Source organism: Xylanimonas protaetiae (assembly GCF_004135385.1).
In the GTDB taxonomy this organism is placed as follows: Bacteria; Actinomycetota; Actinomycetes; order Actinomycetales; family Cellulomonadaceae; genus Xylanimonas; species Xylanimonas protaetiae.
Map to the genome: position 1 here is coordinate 2,595,374 of NZ_CP035493.1, position 18,792 is coordinate 2,614,165.

General features: G+C 75.1%; 22 protein-coding genes. 16 read left to right on the forward strand and 6 right to left on the reverse strand.

The annotated features are described in order from the left end of the window. Positions 1 to 186: 186 nt before the first annotated feature. Together ET471_RS11975 and ET471_RS11980 are read left to right on the forward strand one after the other, a co-directional pair. Positions 187 to 870 carry a type 1 periplasmic-binding domain-containing protein gene (locus ET471_RS11975; RefSeq protein ID WP_242496273.1) on the forward strand — a complete coding sequence of 228 codons (684 nt, stop codon included), beginning with the start codon at positions 187 to 189 and terminating at the stop codon, positions 868 to 870. Between the two features lie 82 nt (positions 871 to 952). Next, positions 953 to 2,404: a HupE/UreJ family protein gene (locus ET471_RS11980; RefSeq protein WP_129188619.1), complete on the forward strand. Its 1,452-nt coding sequence runs from the start codon at positions 953 to 955 to the stop codon at positions 2,402 to 2,404. 11 nt (positions 2,405 to 2,415) lie between these two features. Here the strand turns inward: ET471_RS11980 and ET471_RS11985 are convergent, their stop codons facing one another. Together ET471_RS11985 and ET471_RS11990 are read right to left on the reverse strand one after the other, a co-directional pair. Beyond that, entirely contained in the window at positions 2,416 to 3,117 is a 702-nt protein-coding gene (locus tag ET471_RS11985; protein ID WP_165350483.1) for an alpha/beta hydrolase, read from the reverse strand. A gap of 183 nt (positions 3,118 to 3,300) precedes the next feature. Continuing rightward, complete coding sequence (locus ET471_RS11990; protein WP_129190960.1) at positions 3,301 to 5,598, reverse strand: RecQ family ATP-dependent DNA helicase; 2,298 nt, start codon at positions 5,596 to 5,598, stop codon at positions 3,301 to 3,303. 243 nt (positions 5,599 to 5,841) lie between these two features. Here ET471_RS11990 and ET471_RS11995 point away from each other — a divergent pair, with 243 nt between their 5' ends. The 8 genes from ET471_RS11995 (at position 5,842) to ET471_RS12030 (ending at position 11,344) form a co-directional block, all read left to right on the forward strand. Continuing rightward, on the forward strand, positions 5,842 to 6,282 hold the full coding sequence (locus ET471_RS11995) for a QcrA and Rieske domain-containing protein (protein ID WP_129188623.1): 441 nt from the start codon (positions 5,842 to 5,844) through the stop codon (positions 6,280 to 6,282). A gap of 97 nt (positions 6,283 to 6,379) precedes the next feature. Then, a complete protein-coding gene (locus ET471_RS12000) occupies positions 6,380 to 7,510 on the forward strand; it encodes a histidinol-phosphate transaminase (RefSeq protein WP_129188625.1) in 1,131 nt (376 codons plus the stop codon). Beyond that, entirely contained in the window at positions 7,510 to 8,109 is a 600-nt protein-coding gene (gene hisB, locus ET471_RS12005; RefSeq protein WP_129188627.1) for an imidazoleglycerol-phosphate dehydratase HisB, read from the forward strand. Before ET471_RS12000 ends, hisB begins: the two co-directional genes overlap by 1 nt. Continuing rightward, entirely contained in the window at positions 8,106 to 8,606 is a 501-nt protein-coding gene (locus ET471_RS12010; protein WP_129188629.1) for a hypothetical protein, read from the forward strand. The genes hisB and ET471_RS12010 overlap by 4 nt, the downstream gene beginning before the upstream one ends. Before the next feature lie 41 nt (positions 8,607 to 8,647). Beyond that, a complete protein-coding gene (gene hisH, locus ET471_RS12015; protein WP_129190962.1) occupies positions 8,648 to 9,337 on the forward strand; it encodes an imidazole glycerol phosphate synthase subunit HisH in 690 nt (229 codons plus the stop codon). 11 nt (positions 9,338 to 9,348) lie between these two features. Further along, entirely contained in the window at positions 9,349 to 10,080 is a 732-nt protein-coding gene (gene priA, locus ET471_RS12020) for a bifunctional 1-(5-phosphoribosyl)-5-((5-phosphoribosylamino)methylideneamino)imidazole-4-carboxamide isomerase/phosphoribosylanthranilate isomerase PriA (protein ID WP_129188630.1), read from the forward strand. Further along, positions 10,077 to 10,865 (forward strand): SseB family protein, encoded by a 789-nt coding sequence (locus tag ET471_RS12025; RefSeq protein ID WP_129188632.1) that lies wholly within the window; start codon positions 10,077 to 10,079, stop codon positions 10,863 to 10,865. The genes priA and ET471_RS12025 overlap by 4 nt, the downstream gene beginning before the upstream one ends. A gap of 62 nt (positions 10,866 to 10,927) precedes the next feature. Further along, entirely contained in the window at positions 10,928 to 11,344 is a 417-nt protein-coding gene (locus tag ET471_RS12030) for a VOC family protein (RefSeq protein WP_129188634.1), read from the forward strand. A 25-nt stretch (positions 11,345 to 11,369) separates the two neighbouring features. Here the strand turns inward: ET471_RS12030 and ET471_RS12035 are convergent, their stop codons facing one another. From ET471_RS12035 to ET471_RS12045, 3 genes are read right to left on the reverse strand one after another with little or no spacing between them, the layout of a single operon-like run. Then, complete coding sequence (locus ET471_RS12035; RefSeq protein ID WP_242496274.1) at positions 11,370 to 12,074, reverse strand: S1C family serine protease; 705 nt, start codon at positions 12,072 to 12,074, stop codon at positions 11,370 to 11,372. A 52-nt stretch (positions 12,075 to 12,126) separates the two neighbouring features. Then, positions 12,127 to 12,840: a hypothetical protein gene (locus tag ET471_RS12040; protein ID WP_242496275.1), complete on the reverse strand. Its 714-nt coding sequence runs from the start codon at positions 12,838 to 12,840 to the stop codon at positions 12,127 to 12,129. Between the two features lie 14 nt (positions 12,841 to 12,854). Next, complete coding sequence (locus tag ET471_RS12045; RefSeq protein ID WP_129188636.1) at positions 12,855 to 13,205, reverse strand: DUF1844 domain-containing protein; 351 nt, start codon at positions 13,203 to 13,205, stop codon at positions 12,855 to 12,857. A gap of 401 nt (positions 13,206 to 13,606) precedes the next feature. Here ET471_RS12045 and infC point away from each other — a divergent pair, with 401 nt between their 5' ends. The 4 genes from infC (at position 13,607) to ET471_RS12065 (ending at position 16,230) form a co-directional block, all read left to right on the forward strand. Beyond that, complete coding sequence (gene infC, locus ET471_RS12050) at positions 13,607 to 14,572, forward strand: translation initiation factor IF-3 (RefSeq protein ID WP_242496539.1); 966 nt, start codon at positions 13,607 to 13,609, stop codon at positions 14,570 to 14,572. Positions 14,573 to 14,668: 96 nt separating this feature from the next. Further along, positions 14,669 to 14,863, forward strand: a complete 195-nt coding sequence (gene rpmI, locus ET471_RS12055; protein ID WP_111249828.1) for a 50S ribosomal protein L35 — start codon at positions 14,669 to 14,671, stop codon at positions 14,861 to 14,863. A 64-nt stretch (positions 14,864 to 14,927) separates the two neighbouring features. Beyond that, positions 14,928 to 15,314 (forward strand): 50S ribosomal protein L20, encoded by a 387-nt coding sequence (gene rplT / locus ET471_RS12060; RefSeq protein ID WP_129188640.1) that lies wholly within the window; start codon positions 14,928 to 14,930, stop codon positions 15,312 to 15,314. Between the two features lie 16 nt (positions 15,315 to 15,330). Continuing rightward, complete coding sequence (locus ET471_RS12065) at positions 15,331 to 16,230, forward strand: TrmH family RNA methyltransferase (RefSeq protein ID WP_242496276.1); 900 nt, start codon at positions 15,331 to 15,333, stop codon at positions 16,228 to 16,230. 33 nt (positions 16,231 to 16,263) lie between these two features. Here ET471_RS12065 and ET471_RS12070 read toward each other — a convergent pair whose 3' ends face one another. After that, a complete protein-coding gene (locus tag ET471_RS12070) occupies positions 16,264 to 16,677 on the reverse strand; it encodes a VOC family protein (protein WP_129188641.1) in 414 nt (137 codons plus the stop codon). A 440-nt stretch (positions 16,678 to 17,117) separates the two neighbouring features. On the opposite strand from ET471_RS12070, the gene ET471_RS12075 reads away from it, so the two are divergent. Further along, a complete protein-coding gene (locus tag ET471_RS12075) occupies positions 17,118 to 17,627 on the forward strand; it encodes a family 16 glycosylhydrolase (protein ID WP_129188643.1) in 510 nt (169 codons plus the stop codon). Between the two features lie 31 nt (positions 17,628 to 17,658). Further along, positions 17,659 to 18,780, forward strand: coding sequence for an RNA 2',3'-cyclic phosphodiesterase (thpR, locus tag ET471_RS12080; protein ID WP_129188645.1), 1,122 nt, complete (start codon positions 17,659 to 17,661; stop codon positions 18,778 to 18,780). Positions 18,781 to 18,792 lie beyond the last annotated feature (12 nt).

Below are 18,792 nucleotides of genomic sequence, written 5' to 3' on the forward strand. Positions count from 1 at the left end.
ACCCCCCGGCCGGTGCCAGGGTCTTGGTCTCCGGTGTCTTCCGGGTGAACCGTCCCTGAAGACTGGGTGGGTCCGGTGCGAACATTGCCTCCGTCACCGGTCCGTGCGTCATGAGGCGGCGGGAGGGGCCGGTGCGACGGTGTAGAAAGGTGCCGCCCGTCCCGCACTCCGAAGGACCTGTGACCCGTGCGCCCCATCTCCCTCGTCCGTGTCCTGCCGGGCATCGTCGCGACCGTCGCGCTCGCCGCGGGCTGCGCGTCGCAGGCCGACTGGTCGGACCCTCACCCCGCGCCGACCGCCGTCGGGGCGCTGGCCCCGGGCTTTCACGACGCGGCGTCGCCGCCCGCGCCCGAGAGCACGATCGCGCCCGCCGCAGGCTCGTGGGACGACGTCCACCCGCCGCGCGGCTATCGCGTGCTGCTGGTCTCGGCCGCCGACGACACGCCGTCGAGGACGCTCGAGACGGCCGTCACCCGGTGGGCGTCCGCGGAGCACGTCGACCTGCGCACGATGCACGTGAGCGACCTCGGCGAGCACTCGCGCGCGCCGCTCGAGGCCGTCATGACGGCGACCGAGCAGCACGCGGACCTGGTGGTGACCGTCGGAAACGTGCTCGTCACGCCGGTCGCGCTCGTGGCCGCCGACCACCTCGACCAGCAGTATCTCGTCGTCGGCGCGCAGCTGGACGAGCCGACGGGCAACGTCACGGCCGCCGTCTGGGACGGGGCCGGGTTCCGCGGCGACGGCCTGGACCCGTCGTCGAAGGACGACCCGGCGTCCTTCACCTCGCAGCGCACGGCCGCCGCCCTGCGCGCCGGGGTCGCCAGCGTGCTGTCGGGGCTCCGGGGCATCGTCGTCTGGCTCCGGTAGGGCGACGTTCTCCCGGCGGTCGCCCCGCGGACGCCCCGGGTTCACGTGCGTCGGGCACTGTCGGGGCGACCGAAGGAGCACGATGACCACCCAGCCCGTCCGCACGCCGTCCGCCTCGCGCCGCCCCGCGCGGACCCTGCTCGCCCTGCTCGGGGCGGCGCTCGCGACGGCGGCCGCCGTCGTCGGGCCGTCCGCCCCCGCGACCGCGCACGGCTTCTCGTCCGTCGCCTACGTCGACGCGACCACGACACCCGACGGCGTCGTGCGTACCGCGATCGACCTCGAGTACGACCTGCTCGTGGTCTCGGCGGCCGACGCCCAGCACGACGACGCGCTGTTCGAGGACGGCGACGGGGCGTTCCAGGCGACCGACGACGCCACGGCCCTCGCCGCAGCGCTGCACCGCCACGCCGAGACCGTCGTCGCCTACGTGACGCGACGCTTCTCGGTCGAGACGCCGCAGGACGCGTGCACACCCGACCCTGCGGGCGACCTGACCGTGCACTGGCGCGACGTGCCGTACGCGACGCTCACGCTGGACTGGACCTGCCCGGCCGGCTTCGCTGCGAACCGGCAGCTCGAGGAGGGCGCGCACGTCGTCCACGGCGGGCACGTCGTGCGCAGCGGGCTGTTCCCCGACGCCGAGGGTTACGTCACCGGGACCAAGACGATCGTCACCTATGACCTCGACGACCGGACGGGCAGCGCCGCGCTGGACGCGTCGCGGCCGGAGTTCTCCACCGAGCAGACCCTGCCCCAGCGGTTCGCGGAGTTCTTCTCGCTCGGGGCCTTGCACCTGCTGACCGGGCTCGACCACATCCTGTTCCTGGTCGCCCTCATCGTCGGCTCGCGGCGGCTGCGCGACGTCGTGCTCGCCGCGACGTCGTTCACCGTGGCGCACTCGGTGACGTTCGTGCTCGCCGCGCTCGGCGCGGTGCACGTGTCGTCGGACTTCGTGGAGCCGACCATCGCGCTGTCCATCTCCGCCGTGGCGGCCTGGCACCTGTGGCGGACGTGGGCGCGCCGCCGCCCCGTGCAGGACTCTCTCGCCGCGCCCACGGGACCGCTCGGCCTGGACGGCGCGGACTGGTTGCGGTTGGCGGTCGTCTTCTGCTTCGGCCTGGTGCACGGCCTCGGCTTCGCCGGTGCCCTGGGCATCGACGCCGCCTGGTCCTGGTCGCTGCTGTGGTCGCTGCTCGTGTTCAACGTGGGGATCGAGGCGGTGCAGCTCGGCATCATCGCCGTCGTGTTCCCGCTGCTCGCACTCCTGGGCCGCCGCTCGCCGGTAGTGGGCACGGTGGTCGGTGCGGTGGTCGCCGCCGCGGTGAGCGTGGTCGGGCTGGTGTGGTTCGGCGAGCGGGTCACGTGGACGACACCGTGGCCGCAGCTCGCCGGGGTGGCCGCCGCAGCCCTGCTCGCCGGGGGCGTCGTGCTCGTCAGGCGCCGCACGCGGGCCCGGGCCGGAGCGGCGGCGGACGTCGCGCCGGCGCGAGAGCTGCCCAAGCCGACCGTGGGTGCCGCGCCCCGTCCGTGACGGCCTCGGGTTCAGTCTGTCGCGATCGCGTCCCCCAGCCGGGCGACCGCGTCCGCGACCGTCGAGCCGAGCCAGATCCCGTCGTTGTGCCGCGCGCCCTCGACGACGACGTGCTCGAACAGGTTCCCGGCCGCCGCCACGGCGTCGCTCTGCGCGGCCGGGACCACCTCGTCGGCCGAGCCCTGGATCACGGTCACCGGGACGTCGCTCGCGGCGACCTGCTCGGCGACGGGGAAGTGGTTCCGGTCCATGATGAAGCGGACGAGCGGCGGGACGGGGATCAGCGTGGCGCCGACGTCGTGCAGCGAGGTGAAGGGCGAGCGCAGCACCAGGCCGCCCGGCGGCTGCTCGACGGCAAGCCCGGAGACGACACCGGTGCCGATGGACTCGCCGAGGTAGATGGTCTGGCCGGCGGGGAAGCCGCGCACCTCGAGCTCGCGCTGTCCGGCCAGCGCGTCCCGCAGCAGCCCGGCCTCGGACGGCGTCCCGGGGTTCTGCGCGTACCCGCGGTACCCCAGCATGAGCACCGCGAAGCCTCGTTCGGCGAGCTCGCGCGCCAGGGGTGCGCGGCCGGAGGCGTCGCCGCCGTTGCCGTGGGCGAGGAGGACGGCCTGATCGCGCGCGTCCGAACCCGGGTGTGGCGGCACGAACCACGAGGCGAGGTCGTACCCGTCGGACGTGGTCAGGGTGACGTCCTCGGCCCACGGCAGCACGCTCGCCGCCGGGGGAGGGCCGCCCGTCCCGGGTGGAAGGCGAGGGTGTGCTGCATCGCGCGGCCACAGAACGCGAGCCCGACGCCGCACAGCACCACCAGGCACGCGGCGATCAGGGCGCGCGAGAGCTTGCCTCGCCGTCTGTCGCCGGACCGTGTCGTGCTCCGTGCCACCGTGTGCCTCTCATCGGATCCCCAGCACCCAGGGGAACACGCGTGCGGCACCACTCTTGCGCAGCAGGCGCGTTGCGACCGCGAGAGTCCAGCCGGTCTCGGTCCAGTCGTCGACCAGGAGCACCGAACGGCCCGGCAGGCCGCGTAGCGCGGGCTCGGAGAGCTGGAGCTCGAGCCGCTGGGCGACGCCCGCGAGGCGCATGGCCGAGTTGACGTCATGCCGCCCCGGCGCCTCGCTGCCGGCAGCCGGGCCGACCGCCCCGATCAGGGGGACGCCCAGGTACCGGGCGAGGCCGTCGGCCAGGTGGTACGTGAGCTGGGGCCGGGTGACCGACCGGACGGCGACGACGGCCTCGACCAGCAGCGGCGCCTGGCTCGCGTCATCGTCCGGGGCCGGGGCCGGAGGCGCCTCGGCCGGGAGCGTCTCGTCAGGGTCCGGGGCGCCGGGCTGCGCACGCAGCGCGGCCCAGTCGTCCAGCACCCGCGCGGCCGCCCGCCGCAGAGCCACGGGCAGCTCGCCGTCGGGCGCGCCGGGGGCCAGCAGGTCCCGGAGCGGTCCGGACCAGCCCAGGCCGTCGAGCCGGGCGATCGCCCGGCCGGGCTCGGCCACCTCGTCCGCACCGATCCTGCCCTTGAGGTCCAGGCCGAGCGCGGCCAGGCCCGACGGCCACAGCTTGCGCGGCTCCACCTCGACGCCGGGACGGTCCATCTCCTGCCGGGCCGCGGCGACGGCCTCGGCGTCGGGGGCCGCGGGCAGGTCGACGCCGCCGCAGCGGTCGCAGCGCCCGCACCGCCAGGCCGCGGCCTCCGCCCCGAGTCCCGGACCGGTCAGCTCCGGGTCGTCGAGCTGCCGCCGCAGGAACGCCATCCGGCACCCGGGCGTGCGGACGTACTCGACCATCGCCTGCTGCTCGGCCTCGCGCGTCGCGGTCACCCGTGCGTAGCGCTCCGCGTCGTACGACCACGGCCGTCCCGTGGCCGTCCACCCGCCCTGGACCCGGCGCACGGCGCCGTCGACGTCGAGCACCTTGAGCATCGTCTCCAGGCGTGACCGCTTGAGGTCCACGAGCGGCTCCAGGGCGGGCGTCGACAGCGGGCCGTCCGCCTGCTCCAGGGCGCGCAGCGTCGCCCGGACCTGCCCCTCGGCGGGGAAGGCCTGCGACCCGAACCAGTCCCAGATCGCGCGGTCCTCCTGCCCGGGCAGCAGCACGACGACCGCCGAGTCGACGCCACGCCCCGCGCGGCCGACCTGCTGGTAGTACGCGATGGGGGACGCGGGCGCGCCGAGGTGCACGACGAAGCCCAGGTCGGGCTTGTCGAAGCCCATGCCGAGCGCCGACGTCGCGACGAGCGCCTTGACGCGGTTCTCCTTGAGGTCGACCTCGAGGGCCTCGCGCTGCGTCGGGTCGGTGCGGCCCGTGTACGCCGCGACGGCGAGCCCCGCCGCCCGCAGCTGCTCAGCCACCTGCTCCGCCGCGGACACCGTGAGGCAGTAGACGATGCCCGAGCCGTCGACGTCCTGGAGCGTCTCGGCGAGCCACGCGACGCGCGTCGGCTGGTCGGGCAGCTCGAGCACCGCCAGGTGCAGGGACGCGCGGTCCAGCGCCCCGCGCAGCACGAGCACGTCGGCGTCCGGCAGGCCCGAGGCGTGCACGGCGAGCTGCTCGGCGACGTCGCGTGTCACACGCTCGTTCGCCGTGGCCGTCGTCGCGAGCACGGGGATGCCCGCGGGCAGGTCGGCCAGCAGGGTGCGGATGCGGCGGTAGTCGGGCCGGAAGTCGTGGCCCCAGTCCGAGATGCAGTGCGCCTCGTCGATCACCACGAGGCCCGCGTCCGCGGCGAGCCGCGGCAGCACCTCGTCGCGGAACCCGGGGTTGTTGAGCCGCTCGGGGGAGCACAGCAGCACGTCGACCTCGCCCCGCGAGATCGCCGCGTGCACCTCGTCCCACTCGGTGACGTTGGCCGAGTTGATGGTCACGGCCTTGATCCCGGCCCGCGCCGCCGCCGCGATCTGGTCGCGCATGAGCGCGAGCAGCGGCGAGATGATCACCGTGGGTCCGGCCCCGCGCGACCGCAGCAGCGACGTCGCCACGAAGTACACGGCCGACTTGCCCCACCCGGTGCGCTGCACCACGAGCGCCCGCCGCCGGAACGCGACCAGGGCCTCGATCGCCGTCCACTGGTCGTCGCGGAGGACGGCGTCGTCGCGCCCGACGAGCGCGCGCAGCGCCGTCTCGGCCTCGCCCCGCAGCGTCGAGCCGCCGTGCTCGCCGTCCGGCCCGACCGTGTCGATGAGCCCGCGGAGCATGGCCAGCGTCGCGCGCTTCGCCGGGTCGAGAGGGGCGGGGTCGAGGGAAGCACGGTCGAGGGAAGCACGGTCGAGGGGAGCGCGGTCGAGCGGGGCCGGGTCGAGCCCGCCGGGCCCGGGGTGCGAGTCGGTCACCCGGCGATCGTAGGCGCGGCCACCGACGCCGGGCCCCGGGGCCGCGCGGCCTGTGCGCGAGCGTGCCGTGCGTCGGACCGTGGACGGCGTCCGGGCCATGATGTGCCTATGGACGACAGCGCAGCCCAGGGCCCCACCCGCCGTCAGGTCGTGCTCGGCGCGGGCGCCGGGCTCGCCGCCGCGTGCCTGCTCGCCGGGTGCGTCGAGGCGAAGCCCTCGCCGCAGGACGACGCGTCGGCCGTCGCCGCCCGCGGCCAGGGCACCAAGGTCGCGGCGCTCGCGGACGTCGCGGTGGGCGCGGCGACGACCGTCGACCTCGACGGCCACGCCCTCCTGCTGACCCGCCCCGCCGAGCGCGAGGTGCACCTGTTCAGCTCGATCTGCACGCACGCCGGCTGCCAGGTGGCCCCCGCCGACGGCGAGCTCGACTGCCCGTGCCACGGCTCGCGTTTCGCGCTCGCCGACGGGGCGGTGCTGGGCGGCCCGGCGGGGTCGCCGCTCGCCGAGATCGCCGTCGAGATCCAGGGCGACGACGTCGTGCTCGCGTAGCGTCGAGGCGCGGCCCCGGGCGACCGGCCGCCGTTCGTGGTCGTTCAGGGCGTGAAATGCGGTCCGACCCGTCCGCTCGCTTTCGTAGACTGACCGCGTGACCACCCCCACTGGGCTGCTCCCGCTGCGCCCGGAGCTCGCCGGCGAGGAGCCGTACGGCGCCCCGCAGCTCGACGTGCCGGTACTCCTCAACGTCAACGAGAACCCGTACCCGCCGTCCGACGACGTCGTCGCCACCATCGCGGCCGATGTCGCGGAGGCTGCGCGCAGCCTCAACCGCTACCCCGACCGCGACGCGCTGGGCCTGCGCGGCGACCTCGCCGCCTACCTGCGCAAGGAGTCGGGCGTCGCGCTGCGCGCCGAGCAGGTCTGGGCCGCGAACGGCTCGAACGAGGTCATGCTGCACCTGCTCCAGGCGTTCGGCGGGCCGGGCCGCACGGTCGTCTCCTTCGCGCCCACGTACTCGATGTACCCCGAGTACGCGCGCGACACGCACACCCGCTGGGTCGCGGGCCGCCGCAACGAGGACTTCACGCTCGCCCCCGACCACGCCCGCGAGGTCATCGAGCGCGAGCAGCCCTCGGTCATCCTGCTGACCAGCCCCAACAACCCCACGGGCACGGCCCTGCCGCTCGACGTCGTCGAGGCCGTCCTCGACGCCGCGACGCGCGTCCGCGTGCCCGGCGCGCTCGGCGCCTCGGCCGTCGTCGTCGTCGACGAGGCGTACGCCGAGTTCCGCCGCAGCGGCACGCCGTCCGCGCTGGAGCTGCTGGACGCCCACCCGCACCTGGCCGTCTCCCGCACCATGTCCAAGGCGTTCGGCGCCGCGGGCATGCGGCTCGGCTACCTCGCGGCGAGCGAGCGGCTCGTCGACGCGCTGCGCGTCGTGCGCCTGCCGTACCACCTGTCGGCGATCACGCAGGCCGCCGCCCGGGCCGCGCTCAAGCACACCGACGCGCTCATGGCCCAGATCGGCTCGCTGCGCGCCGAGCGCGACGACCTCGTGACGTGGCTGCGCGCGCAGGGGCACACCGTCGCCGACACCGACGCCAACTTCGTCCTCTTCGGCATGTTCGAGGACCGCCACGCCGTCTGGCAGGGGCTGCTCGAGCGCGGCGTCCTCATCCGCGAGGTCGGCCCGCCCGGCTGGCTGCGCGTCTCCGTCGGCACCCCGGACGAGACCGCCCGTTTCAAGGACGCCCTCGTAGAAACCCTCAAGGAGAACTGATGGGTCGCACCGCCCGCATCGAACGGTCCACCAGCGAGTCGCGCGTCCTCGTCGAGATCGACCTGGACGGCACGGGCCGCACCGACATCTCGACGTCGGTGCCGTTCTACGACCACATGCTCACCGCGCTGGGCAAGCACTCGCTCATCGACCTCACGGTCAAGGCGACGGGCGACACGCACATCGACGCGCACCACACCGTCGAGGACACCGCGATCGTGCTGGGCCAGGCGCTCAAGCAGGCGCTCGGCGACAAGGCGGGCATCAGCCGCTACGGCGACGCCACCGTGCCGCTCGACGAGGCGCTCGCGCTCGCCGTGGTCGACGTGTCCGGGCGCCCCTACCTCGTCCACGAGGGCGAGCCGGCCGGCCAGGAGTACCACCTCATCGGCGGCCACTTCACCGGCTCGCTGACCCGCCACGTCCTCGAGTCCCTCGCGCACCACGCGGGCATCTGCCTGCACGTGCGCGTGCTCGCCGGCCGCGACCCGCACCACATCGTCGAGGCCCAGTTCAAGGCCCTCGCGCGCGCCCTGCGCGCCGCCGTCGCCCTCGACCCGCGGGTCGAGGGCGTCCCGTCCACCAAGGGAGCACTGTGACCGAGGACTTCCCGGACGACCTCGTCATCCCTGACGACCTCTCGTCTCTCACCGCCCCGAAGGGTGCCGAGCTCGCCGTCCTGCTCACGCAGGTCGCCGACGCCGAGGCGCTCGCCGCCGCCTGCGCGCTCGCCGAGCTCGACGTCGACGCCGTCCCGACGCCCGTGGGCGCGCTCGCGGTGCTGCGCGACCCGTCGGGCGACGCACCCGAGAAGGCCGCCGCGGCCGTCTCGCAGCTCGTGTCCGGCGCCGCGCTCGTGCTCGTGACGCGTGCCGAGGGGCAGCTCACGTGCGTGCGCTACGACGGCGGCGTCGCCGAGGGGAACCTGCCGCCCGGCCTCGTGCTCTCGGGTGCGCCCGAGGCGCTCGAGGACCTGCTGACGGGCCAGCTCTCGGTCGCGGACCTGCCCGGGGGCATCGCCTCGGGCGGCATCGGCCGGTTCAAGGCCATGCGCATGCTCACGGGCATCGCGCGGAAGGCCAAGAAGTCCCAGTGAGCCTGCCCCCGCTGCTCCCCGACGGCGGCGCGTCCGCCGAGCTGAACGCCCGCCCCGTGCGCCCCGCGCGCGACGACCGCCCCGACGTCGTCGTGCTCGACTACGGGTTCGGCAACGTCCGCTCCGCCGTGCGCGCCCTCGAGCGCGTGGGCGCGCAGGTCGAGCTCACCGCCGATCGCGAGCGGGCGCTCGAGGCCGACGGCCTGGTGGTGCCGGGCGTCGGCGCGTTCGCCGCCTGCATGGCCGGGCTGCGCGCCGTCCGCGGCGACCAGGTGGTCGGGCGCCGCCTCGCCGGCGGCCGCCCCGTGCTCGGCATCTGCGTCGGCATGCAGGTCATGTTCGCCCACGGCGTCGAGCACGGCGTCGACACCGCGGGCCTGGGGGAGTGGGACGGCGTCGTCGAGCGCCTCGACGCCCCCGTCGTCCCGCACATGGGCTGGTCCACGGTCGAGGCACCGGCCGGCACACGCCTGTTCGCGGGCGTCGAGCACGAGCGCTTCTACTTCGTGCACTCCTACGCGGCGCAGGCCTTCACGCAGGGTCACGACGACGCCGCCACCCCCCGCTTCACCCCGCCGCTCGTGACGTGGGCCCACCACGGCACCCCCGAGCACGGGGCCCGCTTCGTCGCGGCCGTCGAGGACGGCCCGCTCGCCGCCACCCAGTTCCACCCCGAGAAGTCGGGCGACGCGGGGGCGACCCTGCTTGAGAACTGGGTCACGTCCCTCTGATCGGAGATCCCATGATCGACCGCCTCGTGCTCCTGCCCGCCGTCGACGTCGCCGACGGCCAGGCCGTCCGCCTCGTCCAGGGCGAGGCCGGCTCCGAGACCTCGTACGGCGACCCGCTGACGGCCGCGCTCGACTGGCAGTCCGGCGGCGCCGAGTGGGTCCACCTCGTGGACCTCGACGCCGCGTTCGGCCGCGGCTCCAACGCGGAGCTGCTCGCCGAGGTGGTCGGCAAACTCGACGTGCAGGTGGAGCTCTCGGGCGGCATCCGCGACGACGAGTCCCTCGAGCGCGCGCTCGACACGGGCGCCCGCCGCGTCAACATCGGCACGGCCGCGCTCGAGAACCCGGAGTGGACCGCGAGCATCATCGAGAAGTACGGCGACCTGGTGGCCGTCGGCCTCGACGTGCGCGGCACGACGCTCGCCGCGCGCGGCTGGACGAAGGAGGGCGGCGACCTCTGGGAGGTGCTCGCCCGCCTCGACGAGGTCGGCTGCGCCCGCTACGTCGTCACCGACGTCACCAAGGACGGCACGCTGCGCGGCCCGAACGTCGACCTGCTGCGCGAGGTCGCCTCGCGCACCGACGCGGCCGTGGTCGCCTCGGGCGGCATCTCCTCGCTCGACGACCTGCGCGCGCTGCGCGAGCTCGTCCCGGCGGGCGTCGAGGGCGCCGTCGTCGGCAAGGCGCTGTACGCCGGGGCGTTCACGCTCCCCGAGGCGCTCGACGTCGCGGGCCGGCCGTGACGCACGCGCACGACGAGGCCGCCGAGGGCCGGGCCCTGCCCGGCCACCTGCGGTCCATCCAGCCGACGTCGCAGTTCGCCGGCGACGACGGGACGGCGGACCCCGAGCTCGCGGTGCTGCTCGCAGGGTACGAGGGCGGCACGGTTCCGCTGCGCGACGTCGTGGCGCGGCTGGCCGTGACCCGCGTGCTCGTGCCCGTGCTGGCCGAGATCGAGGTCGCCGAGGCGGTCGTGGTCGACGGGCAGGAGCTGCACGTCGACAAGGAGGCGTCCTCGGGCGTCGTCGCGCTCGAGGCGCCGGACGGGCGCCGCGCGCTGCCCGTGTTCACGAGCGTCGAGACCATGCGGGCGTGGCGCGCGTCCGCCCGCCCCGTCCCCGTGGAGGCCGCCCGCGCGGCGCTCTCCGCGGTGGGCGAGGACTGGTCGCTGCTCGTGGTCGACCCGGCCGGCCCGGTCACCGTGACGGTGCCGCGGCCCGCCGTGTGGGCGCTCGCGCAGGGCAAGGAGTGGGCGCCCGCCCTCGTCCCGACGGCCGACGGCCTGGTCGTCGACGACGAGGTCGTCGCGGCCGTGCGCCTGGCCGCCGAGCCCGTGCAGCACGTCGTGCGGGTCGGCGCGCAGCCGGGCCGCACGGCCGAGGTCGCCGTCGTGCTGGCCATCGACGCCGGCCTCGACCGCGCGGGGCTCGACGGCGTCCTCACGCAGGTCAACGCCCGTCTCGGCGCCTCCGACGTCGTCGCCGAGCGCGTCGACTCCCTCGAGCTGCGGATCGCCGCCGCCCGGTGACCTCGTGCGGCCGCCGTCCGCTGACCTCGTGCCCGCGGTCCGGCGGCGGTACGGTCCCTCCCATGGTCGCCTTCGTCTCGCACGTCACCGTCGACTGCCGCAACGCCTACGAGCTCGCCCAGTGGTGGAAGCCCGTGCTCGGCTACCAGGACGACCCCGACGACCCCAACCAGCCGGGCCAGGCCGAGTGCGTCATCGTCGACCCGGCGGGCCAGGGCGTGAGCGTCCTCTTCATCGAGGTCCCGGAGCCGCGGACCGTCAAGAACCGCGTGCACCTGGACCTGCGCCCCGCGCAGGACGCCCGCGACGTCGAGCTGGAGCGCCTGCTGGCCCACGGAGCCACCGTCGTCCAGGACCACCGGGGCATCTCCGGCCCGGGCACGGGCTGGGTGTGGCTCGCCGACCCGGAGGGCAACGACTTCTGCATCCTGCGCTCCCCGGCCGAGCTGGCCGCAACGGCCCCGCCGAGCGGGTCCTGAGCAAGGTCGGTCAGGAGCAGGGCGGTCAGGAGCAGGGCGTCACGGGCGTGAACGCGCTCGTGTCGGCGAGCATCGCCCGCAGGGTCGACACGGGCACCAGCAGCGACCGCCCGTCGTCCGTCTTGGCGTAGACGACGCCGACGACGCGGCCCGCGGCGTCGAGCGCGGCCGACCCGGAGGACCCCGGCTCCACGCGCGCGTCGGTGACGAGCACCTGGCCGAGGTTCTCGTGGAGCGGGTCGTTCTGCGTCCCGATGACCTTGCCCTGCGTGACGGTGAGGGCGCCGCCCTCGGGGTACCCGACGACGGTGACCGGGTCGCCGAGGCGAGGGTCGTCGTCGGCGAGGGTCGGCGCGGACGGCAGCGCGTCGGTGGTGCGCACCACGGCGAGGTCCGCGAGGTTGGCGGTGCTCGCCGTCTCGACCTCGACGTCCCGGCCGTCGTACGTGCTGACCTGGAGCGTCGCGGCGTCGGCGACGACGTGGCGGTTGGTGATGAGCGTGTTCGCGTCGATCGCGAACCCGGAGCCCGTCGACAGCTGCCCGCAGCCGATGTTGCGGACGCGCACGGCCATGCGCTGGACGGCGTCGAACCCGTCGGGGGACAGGGCCGCGGCGTCGGACGGGGCGATCGACGGCGCGACGGCGCCGGCGCCCGGCACGAGGTCGCTGGCGGCGACCTGCGACGGCTCGGCGGACGGCAGCGTCGGGAAGGGGGCACGGCGCCGCACCCGCTGAGGGCGGCGGCCAGCGTCACCCCGAGCAGCGCGCGGGCGCGACGCCTCACTGCGCGAGCTCCCGCTGGAGCTGCGCGTTCGCCTCGGTGGCCTGCCTGCACAGGACGTCGACCTGGTCGGCGAACCGCTGGAGGTCGGCGGCGTCGTACTGCTCGGGCGTGCGCAGGTAGGTGATGAGCTGCGACTGCCCGTCGGTGCACCGCCCGAGGGCCTGGGCGACCACGCCGGCCGCGTCGCTGACACGCTTCTGGTAGTCGAGGTACTGCTGGGAGGCGGCGTTCGCGTCGCCGAGCTGCGCCTTCTCGTTGGCGAGCGCGGTGATCCGGTCGGTCGCCGAGGCGAGCTGCTCGCGCGCCGAGCCGAGCTCCTGCGTGGTGGCGGCCAGCTGCGCCTGCAGCTCCGCGACGCTCGCGCCCTGCGCGCGCGCCTGCCCCTGCCAGGCGTCCGAGTCCGCCCGCCAGGAGTCAGCCGCGTACCAGAGGTAGCCGGCCAGTCCCAGCGCGGCCGCCAGCAGCACGCCGAGCGTCGCGACGACGACGCCGCGGCGCCGTCGTCGCGACGGGGCGGGCGGTGCGGGCTGCGGGACCGCCGGGACCGACCCCGCGGGAGCGGGCGCCGAGGGAACGGGTGCTGCGGGAGCCGGTGCCGCGGAGGCGGACGCGGAGGCGTCCAGCGGCAGGTACGCCGCCGGCCGCGCGACCGGGGCCGGTCGCCAGGGCGCAGCGGCCGTCGCGTCGTCGCCGGGTCGCTGGTCGCTCACAGGGTCCTCCGAGGTCAGACGACGGAGCCGGTGTACTTCTCGCCCGGGCCCTCGCCGGGGGCGTCCGGGATCACGGACGCCTCGCGGAACGCCAGCTGGAGCGAGCGCAGGCCGTCGCGCAGCGAGCGGGCGTGCACGTTGCCGACGTCGGGGGCCGAGGCCGTCACGAGCGCGGCCAGCGCGGTGATGAGCTTGCGGGCCTCGTCGAGGTCGAGGTGACCCTGCTCGTCGGCGTCCTCGGCCAGGCCGCACTTCACGGCCGCGGCGCTCATGAGGTGCACCGCCGCGGCGGTGATCACCTCCACGGCGGCGACGTCGGCGATGTCGCGGGTGGCCTGCTCGGTCTCGTCGGGCGCGGTGCTCATACCTGGCATCCTAGGAGGGCTCGGGCCCCCGCAGGGCGCACCGGCGGTGCCGGTGTCGCCGACGTCACCGGACCTCGCTTCGGCGTCGGGCGATCTCCGTGCTAGCCTTGACGGCTGACCGACCCGTGGAGTTCCGACACCAGTCTGACGTCACGGGCGCATCAAGTGGAGTTCCTCCCACCCGAGTTCCGACAGGCGCACGCCGACAGGGGCCGGGTCCGGTCGCCCGCAGGGGTACGGCGTTCGCCGTGCGCCGTCGTCGGGCATGCCGAAGGCCTCCATCCTGATGCTCAGGACGGGGGCCTTTCCTCGTTCCTGGTGGTCCACCGACGATTCCTAGGAGCATCACCATCAGCGAGCCCCGCATCAACGACCGGATCCGCGTCTCCGAGGTCCGGCTCATCGGTCCCGGTGGAGAGCAGGTCGGCGTTGTCGCTACGGCGGTCGCCCTGAAGCTCGCCCAGGACGCCGACCTCGACCTCGTCGAGGTCGCCCCGGACGCCCGTCCGCCCGTCGCCAAGCTCATGGACTACGGCAAGTTCAAGTACGAGTCCGACATGAAGGCGCGTGAGGCCCGGCGCAACCAGGCCAACACGGTCCTCAAGGAGATCCGCTTCCGCCTCAAGATCGACCCGCACGACTACGAGACCAAGAAGGGTCACGTCGTCCGGTTCCTCGAGGGCGGCGACAAGGTCAAGGTCATGATCATGTTCCGCGGTCGCGAGCAGTCGCGCCCGGAGATGGGCGTGCGCCTGCTGACCCGTCTCGCCGAGGAGGTCGCGGACCTGGGCTCGGTCGAGTCCATGCCCAAGCAGGACGGCCGCAACATGACCATGGTGCTCGGCCCGGTGAAGAAGAAGGCCGACGCCAAGGCCGAGCAGCGCAAGCGTGCCGACGAGATCAACTCGCAGCGGATGACCAAGACCGAGGCCCGTCGTGCGGCCGCCGAGCCCCTGGCCCCGGCCGAGGTCGACGCGCCGGTCGAGATCGACGAGGTCGAGGTCGAGGAGGTCAGCGTGCCGTTCGAGGACGTCGTCGCTGCCGCCACCGAGGCGGTCGCCGCCGCGCCGGTGGCCCCGGTCGAGCCCGTGGCCCCGGCCGAGCCGGTCGCACCGCGCTCCCCGGCGCCGCGTGCCGCCGCCGCGCGTCCCGCTGCTGCTGCCGCTCGCCCGGCCGCTGCCCGTCCCGCTGCCGCGCGTCCGGCCGCCGCCAAGCCGGCCACCGCCCGCCCGGCGACGCCCGCGGCGCCGCGTCCCGCGGCTCCGAAGCCCGCTGCCGCCACGCCGGCCGCGACCCCCCGGCCGGCCGCTCCGAAGCCCGCGGCTCCGAAGCCGGCCCCCAAGCCCAGCCCGCGCAAGCCGAGCTGAACCACCACTGATGAACCCGGGCGACGGCAACCCGTCGCCCGCACCACGTCCTCCGCCGCTCGCGGCGGGTGACCGACCCGAGGAGAGACGGCAGTCATGCCGAAGAACAAGACGCACTCCGGCGCCAAGAAGCGCTTCCGGATCACCGGGAGCGGCAAGGTCATGCGCGAGCAGGCGAACGCCCGCCACCTGTTCGAGCACAAGCCGAGCACCCGCACGCGCCGTCTGGCCCAGGACCAGGTCGTCGCGCCCGCCGACGTCAAGAAGATCAAGAAGCTGCTCGGTAAGTGACCTCGCGCCGCGGTCCTGACGGATCGCGCGGAGCACCCCGACCCAACACTGCAAGGAGCATCACGTGGCACGCGTGAAGCGGGCGGTCAACGCCCAGAAGAAGCGCCGTACGACCCTCGAGCGCGCCGCCGGCTACCGCGGCCAGCGCTCGCGCCTCTACCGCAAGGCGAAGGAGCAGGTCACCCACTCCCTCGTCTACGCCTACCGCGACCGCAAGGTCAAGAAGGGCGACTTCCGCAAGCTGTGGATCCAGCGCATCAACGCCGCCGCGCGTGCGCAGGGCCTCACCTACAACCGCTTCATCCAGGGCCTCGGCCTCGCGGGTGTCGAGGTCGACCGCCGCATGCTGGCGGAGCTCGCGGTCAACGACATCGCGGCGTTCAACGCGCTCGTCGAGGTCGCGAAGGCGGCGCTCCCCGCGGACGTCAACGCGCCCCGCGCTGCGGCCTGAGTCTCAGACTGCTGCGTTGAGCACCACCCCGGACGCCCGGACGGCCCCGCTGCCTGACGTGTCGCTCGCGAACCCGCGAGCCGACCGCGTCAAGCAGGTGAGGGCGCTGTCCGGGCGTCCGGCGCGTCTGCGGCACGGCCAGTTCCTCGTCGAGGGGCCGCAGGGCGTGCGCGAGGCGGTCCGCTGCGCGCCCGACGCCGTCCGCGACGTCTACCTCACCCCGGCCACGGCCGAGCGCTACGACGAGATCGTGGTCGAGGCCCGCGCCGCCGGGCTGTACGTCCACCTGGGCACCCGCGAGGTGCTCGAGGCGATGAGCCCGGACGCCCAGGGCGTCCTCGCCGTCGTCGACACGCGGCCGCAGACGCTCACCGAGGCGCTGGCCGCGCTGGACGACCCGGACGGCGGCCGCCGCCGGTCGCTGCTCGTCGCCGTGCTCGCCACCGTGCGCGACCCCGGGAACGCCGGCACGGTCATCCGGGCCGCCGACGCCGCGGGCGCCGACCTGGTGGTCCTCGCCGGCGACTCCGTCGACGTGCACAACCCCAAGGTGGTGCGGTCCACGGCCGGCTCGCTGTTCCACCTGTCCGTCGTCGCGGGAGAGCCGCTCTCCGACGTCGTCGACGCCCTGCGCTCGCGCGGGCTGACGGTGCTCGCCGCCGACGGCGTGGGCGAGCACGACCTGGACGACCTGCTCGACGTCGCCGGGCACGCGGGTGCCCGCGGCGCGGGGACCCCGGACCTCGCGGCGTCGACCGCCTGGGTCTTCGGCAACGAGGCGTGGGGCCTGCCGCCCGAGGACCGCGACCTCGCCGACGCCGTCGTGCGCGTGCCCATCCGGGGCAAGGCCGAGTCGCTCAACCTCGCGACGGCGGCGACCGTCTGCCTGTACGCGTCGAGCCGCGCCCAGCGCTAGGCACCGTCGCCACCGTGCGAGGCCGCGCGGGAGCTACTCCGCCTGGCTCTCGAACCACGTGAAGTCGAACTCCTGGAACGCCGCCTCGACGTTGTTGCCGTCCGGGTCGCGGACGAACGCGGCGTAGTGCCGCTTCATCGGTCCGCCCTGGTACTCGGGCCAGTCGCGGGCCTCGTGCAGCACCTCGGCGCCGACCTCCTTCGCGGCGGCGAGGAACGCGTCGACCGCCTCCGGGGACGGTGCCGTGAACGCCAGGTGCGACTCGCGGAACCCCTCGCCGAACCGGTGGACGCCGATCCAGAACTCGGGCCCGTCCGTGCCGTAGCCGATGGCGTGGGGCGACTTGTCCTCCTGGCGGGCCGCGCCGAGCGCGGCGAGCACCGCGTCGTAGAAGCGCGCGGAGGCGTCGAAGTCGGAGCACTGGATCTCTACGTGGTTGAGGAACATGCCCCGAGTCTGGGCGGGTCGCCCGCACCGGGCCACCCCGGGTGGCCGCACCCGCCGGGTCCGGTGGCGTCGGCGCCGTCGCCGGCGGGTGGGGGCGCCGTCACGCAGGCCGGGCGAGACTGAGGTGATGCTGCCCGCCACGTTCGACCGGGACGCGTCCCCTCCCGCGTGGGTCGAGACGTTCGCCGGCCCGGCCCTCGACCGCGGCCGCTGGGTCGACCACTACCTGCCGCAGTGGACGACGCCGGACCGGTCGGCCGCCCGGTACGACCTCGGCCCCCGCGGGCTCGTGCTGCGCATCGACGCGGACCAGCCGCCCTGGCGGGACGACGACGGCGCGCTGCGCGTGTCCAGCCTGCAGACCGCCGCGTTCTCCGGACCCCGGGGGTCGGACCGCGGCACGCACCGGCACCGCCCGGGCCCGCGCGTCATGACGCCCGGTGGCGCCGCACCGGGGCTGGACGCCGCGCGAGGGCGTCGTCGAGGCCACGGTGAGCGCGTGCCCGGACCCGGGCTTCCTCACGGCCGTGTGGCTTGTCGGCGTCGAGGACGCCTCGCCCGACGACTCCGGCGAGATCACGGTCGCCGAGCTGTTCGGCGACCGGGTCGGCCCGGCGGCCTCGACCGTGCGGTGCGGGGTCAAGGCCGTCAACGACCCGCGGCTCGTGACCGACCTCGCCGACGTGGACCTGCCGGTCGACGCGACCCGCCCGCACCGCTACGCCGCCGCGTGGGGCGAGGAAGGCGTGGGCCTGTACGTCGACGGTCGCCTGGTGCACGCCGTCGGCCAGACGCTGCGCTACCCGCTGCAGCTCCTGGTCGACCTGTTCGAGCTGCCCGGTCTCGACGGCGACGCCGGCCCGCGCGACCCGGCCGCCTACCCGCGGACCGCCCGGGTCCACGAGGTGCGGGCGTGGCGGTCGCCGCCTCGCCCGAGCCTTCCCGGTTGAGGGTGTCGGTGCCCGCTGGGAGCATCCGCCCATGCGCCTGTTCACCGCCGTCTACCCGTCGCCGGAGGCCTCCGCCCATCTCGACCTCGCGCTCGGCTCGCTCGGCGGCCCCGCCGTGTCCGATCCCGGCCCCGGGCTGCGCTGGGTGCCCAAGGAGCAGCGCCACGTCACGCTCGCCTTCCACGGCGAGGTGCCCGACGGGGCCGTGCCCGGGTACGCCGAGGCCCTGCGCGCGGCGCTCGCCGGGGTGGAGCCGTTCGACGTCGCCCTCGCCGGGGGCGGGACGTTCTCCGGGCGGACGCTCTGGGCCGGGGTCGGCACGGGCGTCGACGGGCTCCGGACGCTCGCCGCGGCGGTCGGCGAGGCCGCGCAGGAGTCCGGCTTCCGGGCCGACGACCGCGCGGGCGGCCGCCCGCACCTGACGCTCGCGCGAGCCTCGGCGTCGCGCGTCCCGCCGCGCGGTATGCCCCATCGCGGCGGGACGCGGCGCCGCGTCACGGACCTCGCCCCGCTCGCGGACTGGGCGCACGCGCTCGCGGTCTACCGCGGCCCGGCCTGGCAGGTCGACGCGGTGCACGTCGTCGCGAGCGAGCTCGGCGCGGGCCGCTCGGGGGACCCCTGCACACGGGCGTCGCGCAGGTCCCGCTGGGCGACGCGCCGACCTAGACTCACGAGGGTGTGGAGGAAGCAGAACACCCAGCCGGGCGGGCAGAACCTGCCGATCACCCGTGACCGCATCGAGGCGGTCATGAAGGCCAACGACTGGAAGTACTTCATCGACTCCGACGGCGTCCTCGGCGGGCGCTGGGAGGGTGCGGACGTCTACTTCAACCTGCTCACCCTCTTCGGGGACACGCCCGACGGCCTCCAGGTGCGCGCGTACTGGCGCCGCGAGCTGAGCGCCGCGGCCGAGGTCGCGGCGGCCACGGTCGCCAACCGGTGGAACCGCGAGAAGCTGTTCCCGAAGGTCTACGTGACCGTCGGGGACGGCAAGTGCACGGTCCGGGCCGAGGGCAACTTCCCGCTGCGGTACGGCGTCGCGAACGACCAGCTCGACGACTTCGTCAACTGCACCATCACCACGGCGATCGAGGCGTTCGAGCACTTCGACGAGCACTTCTCCGAGGACATGCTCTCCGGCGGCACCGCCTGACCGCCGTCGCGC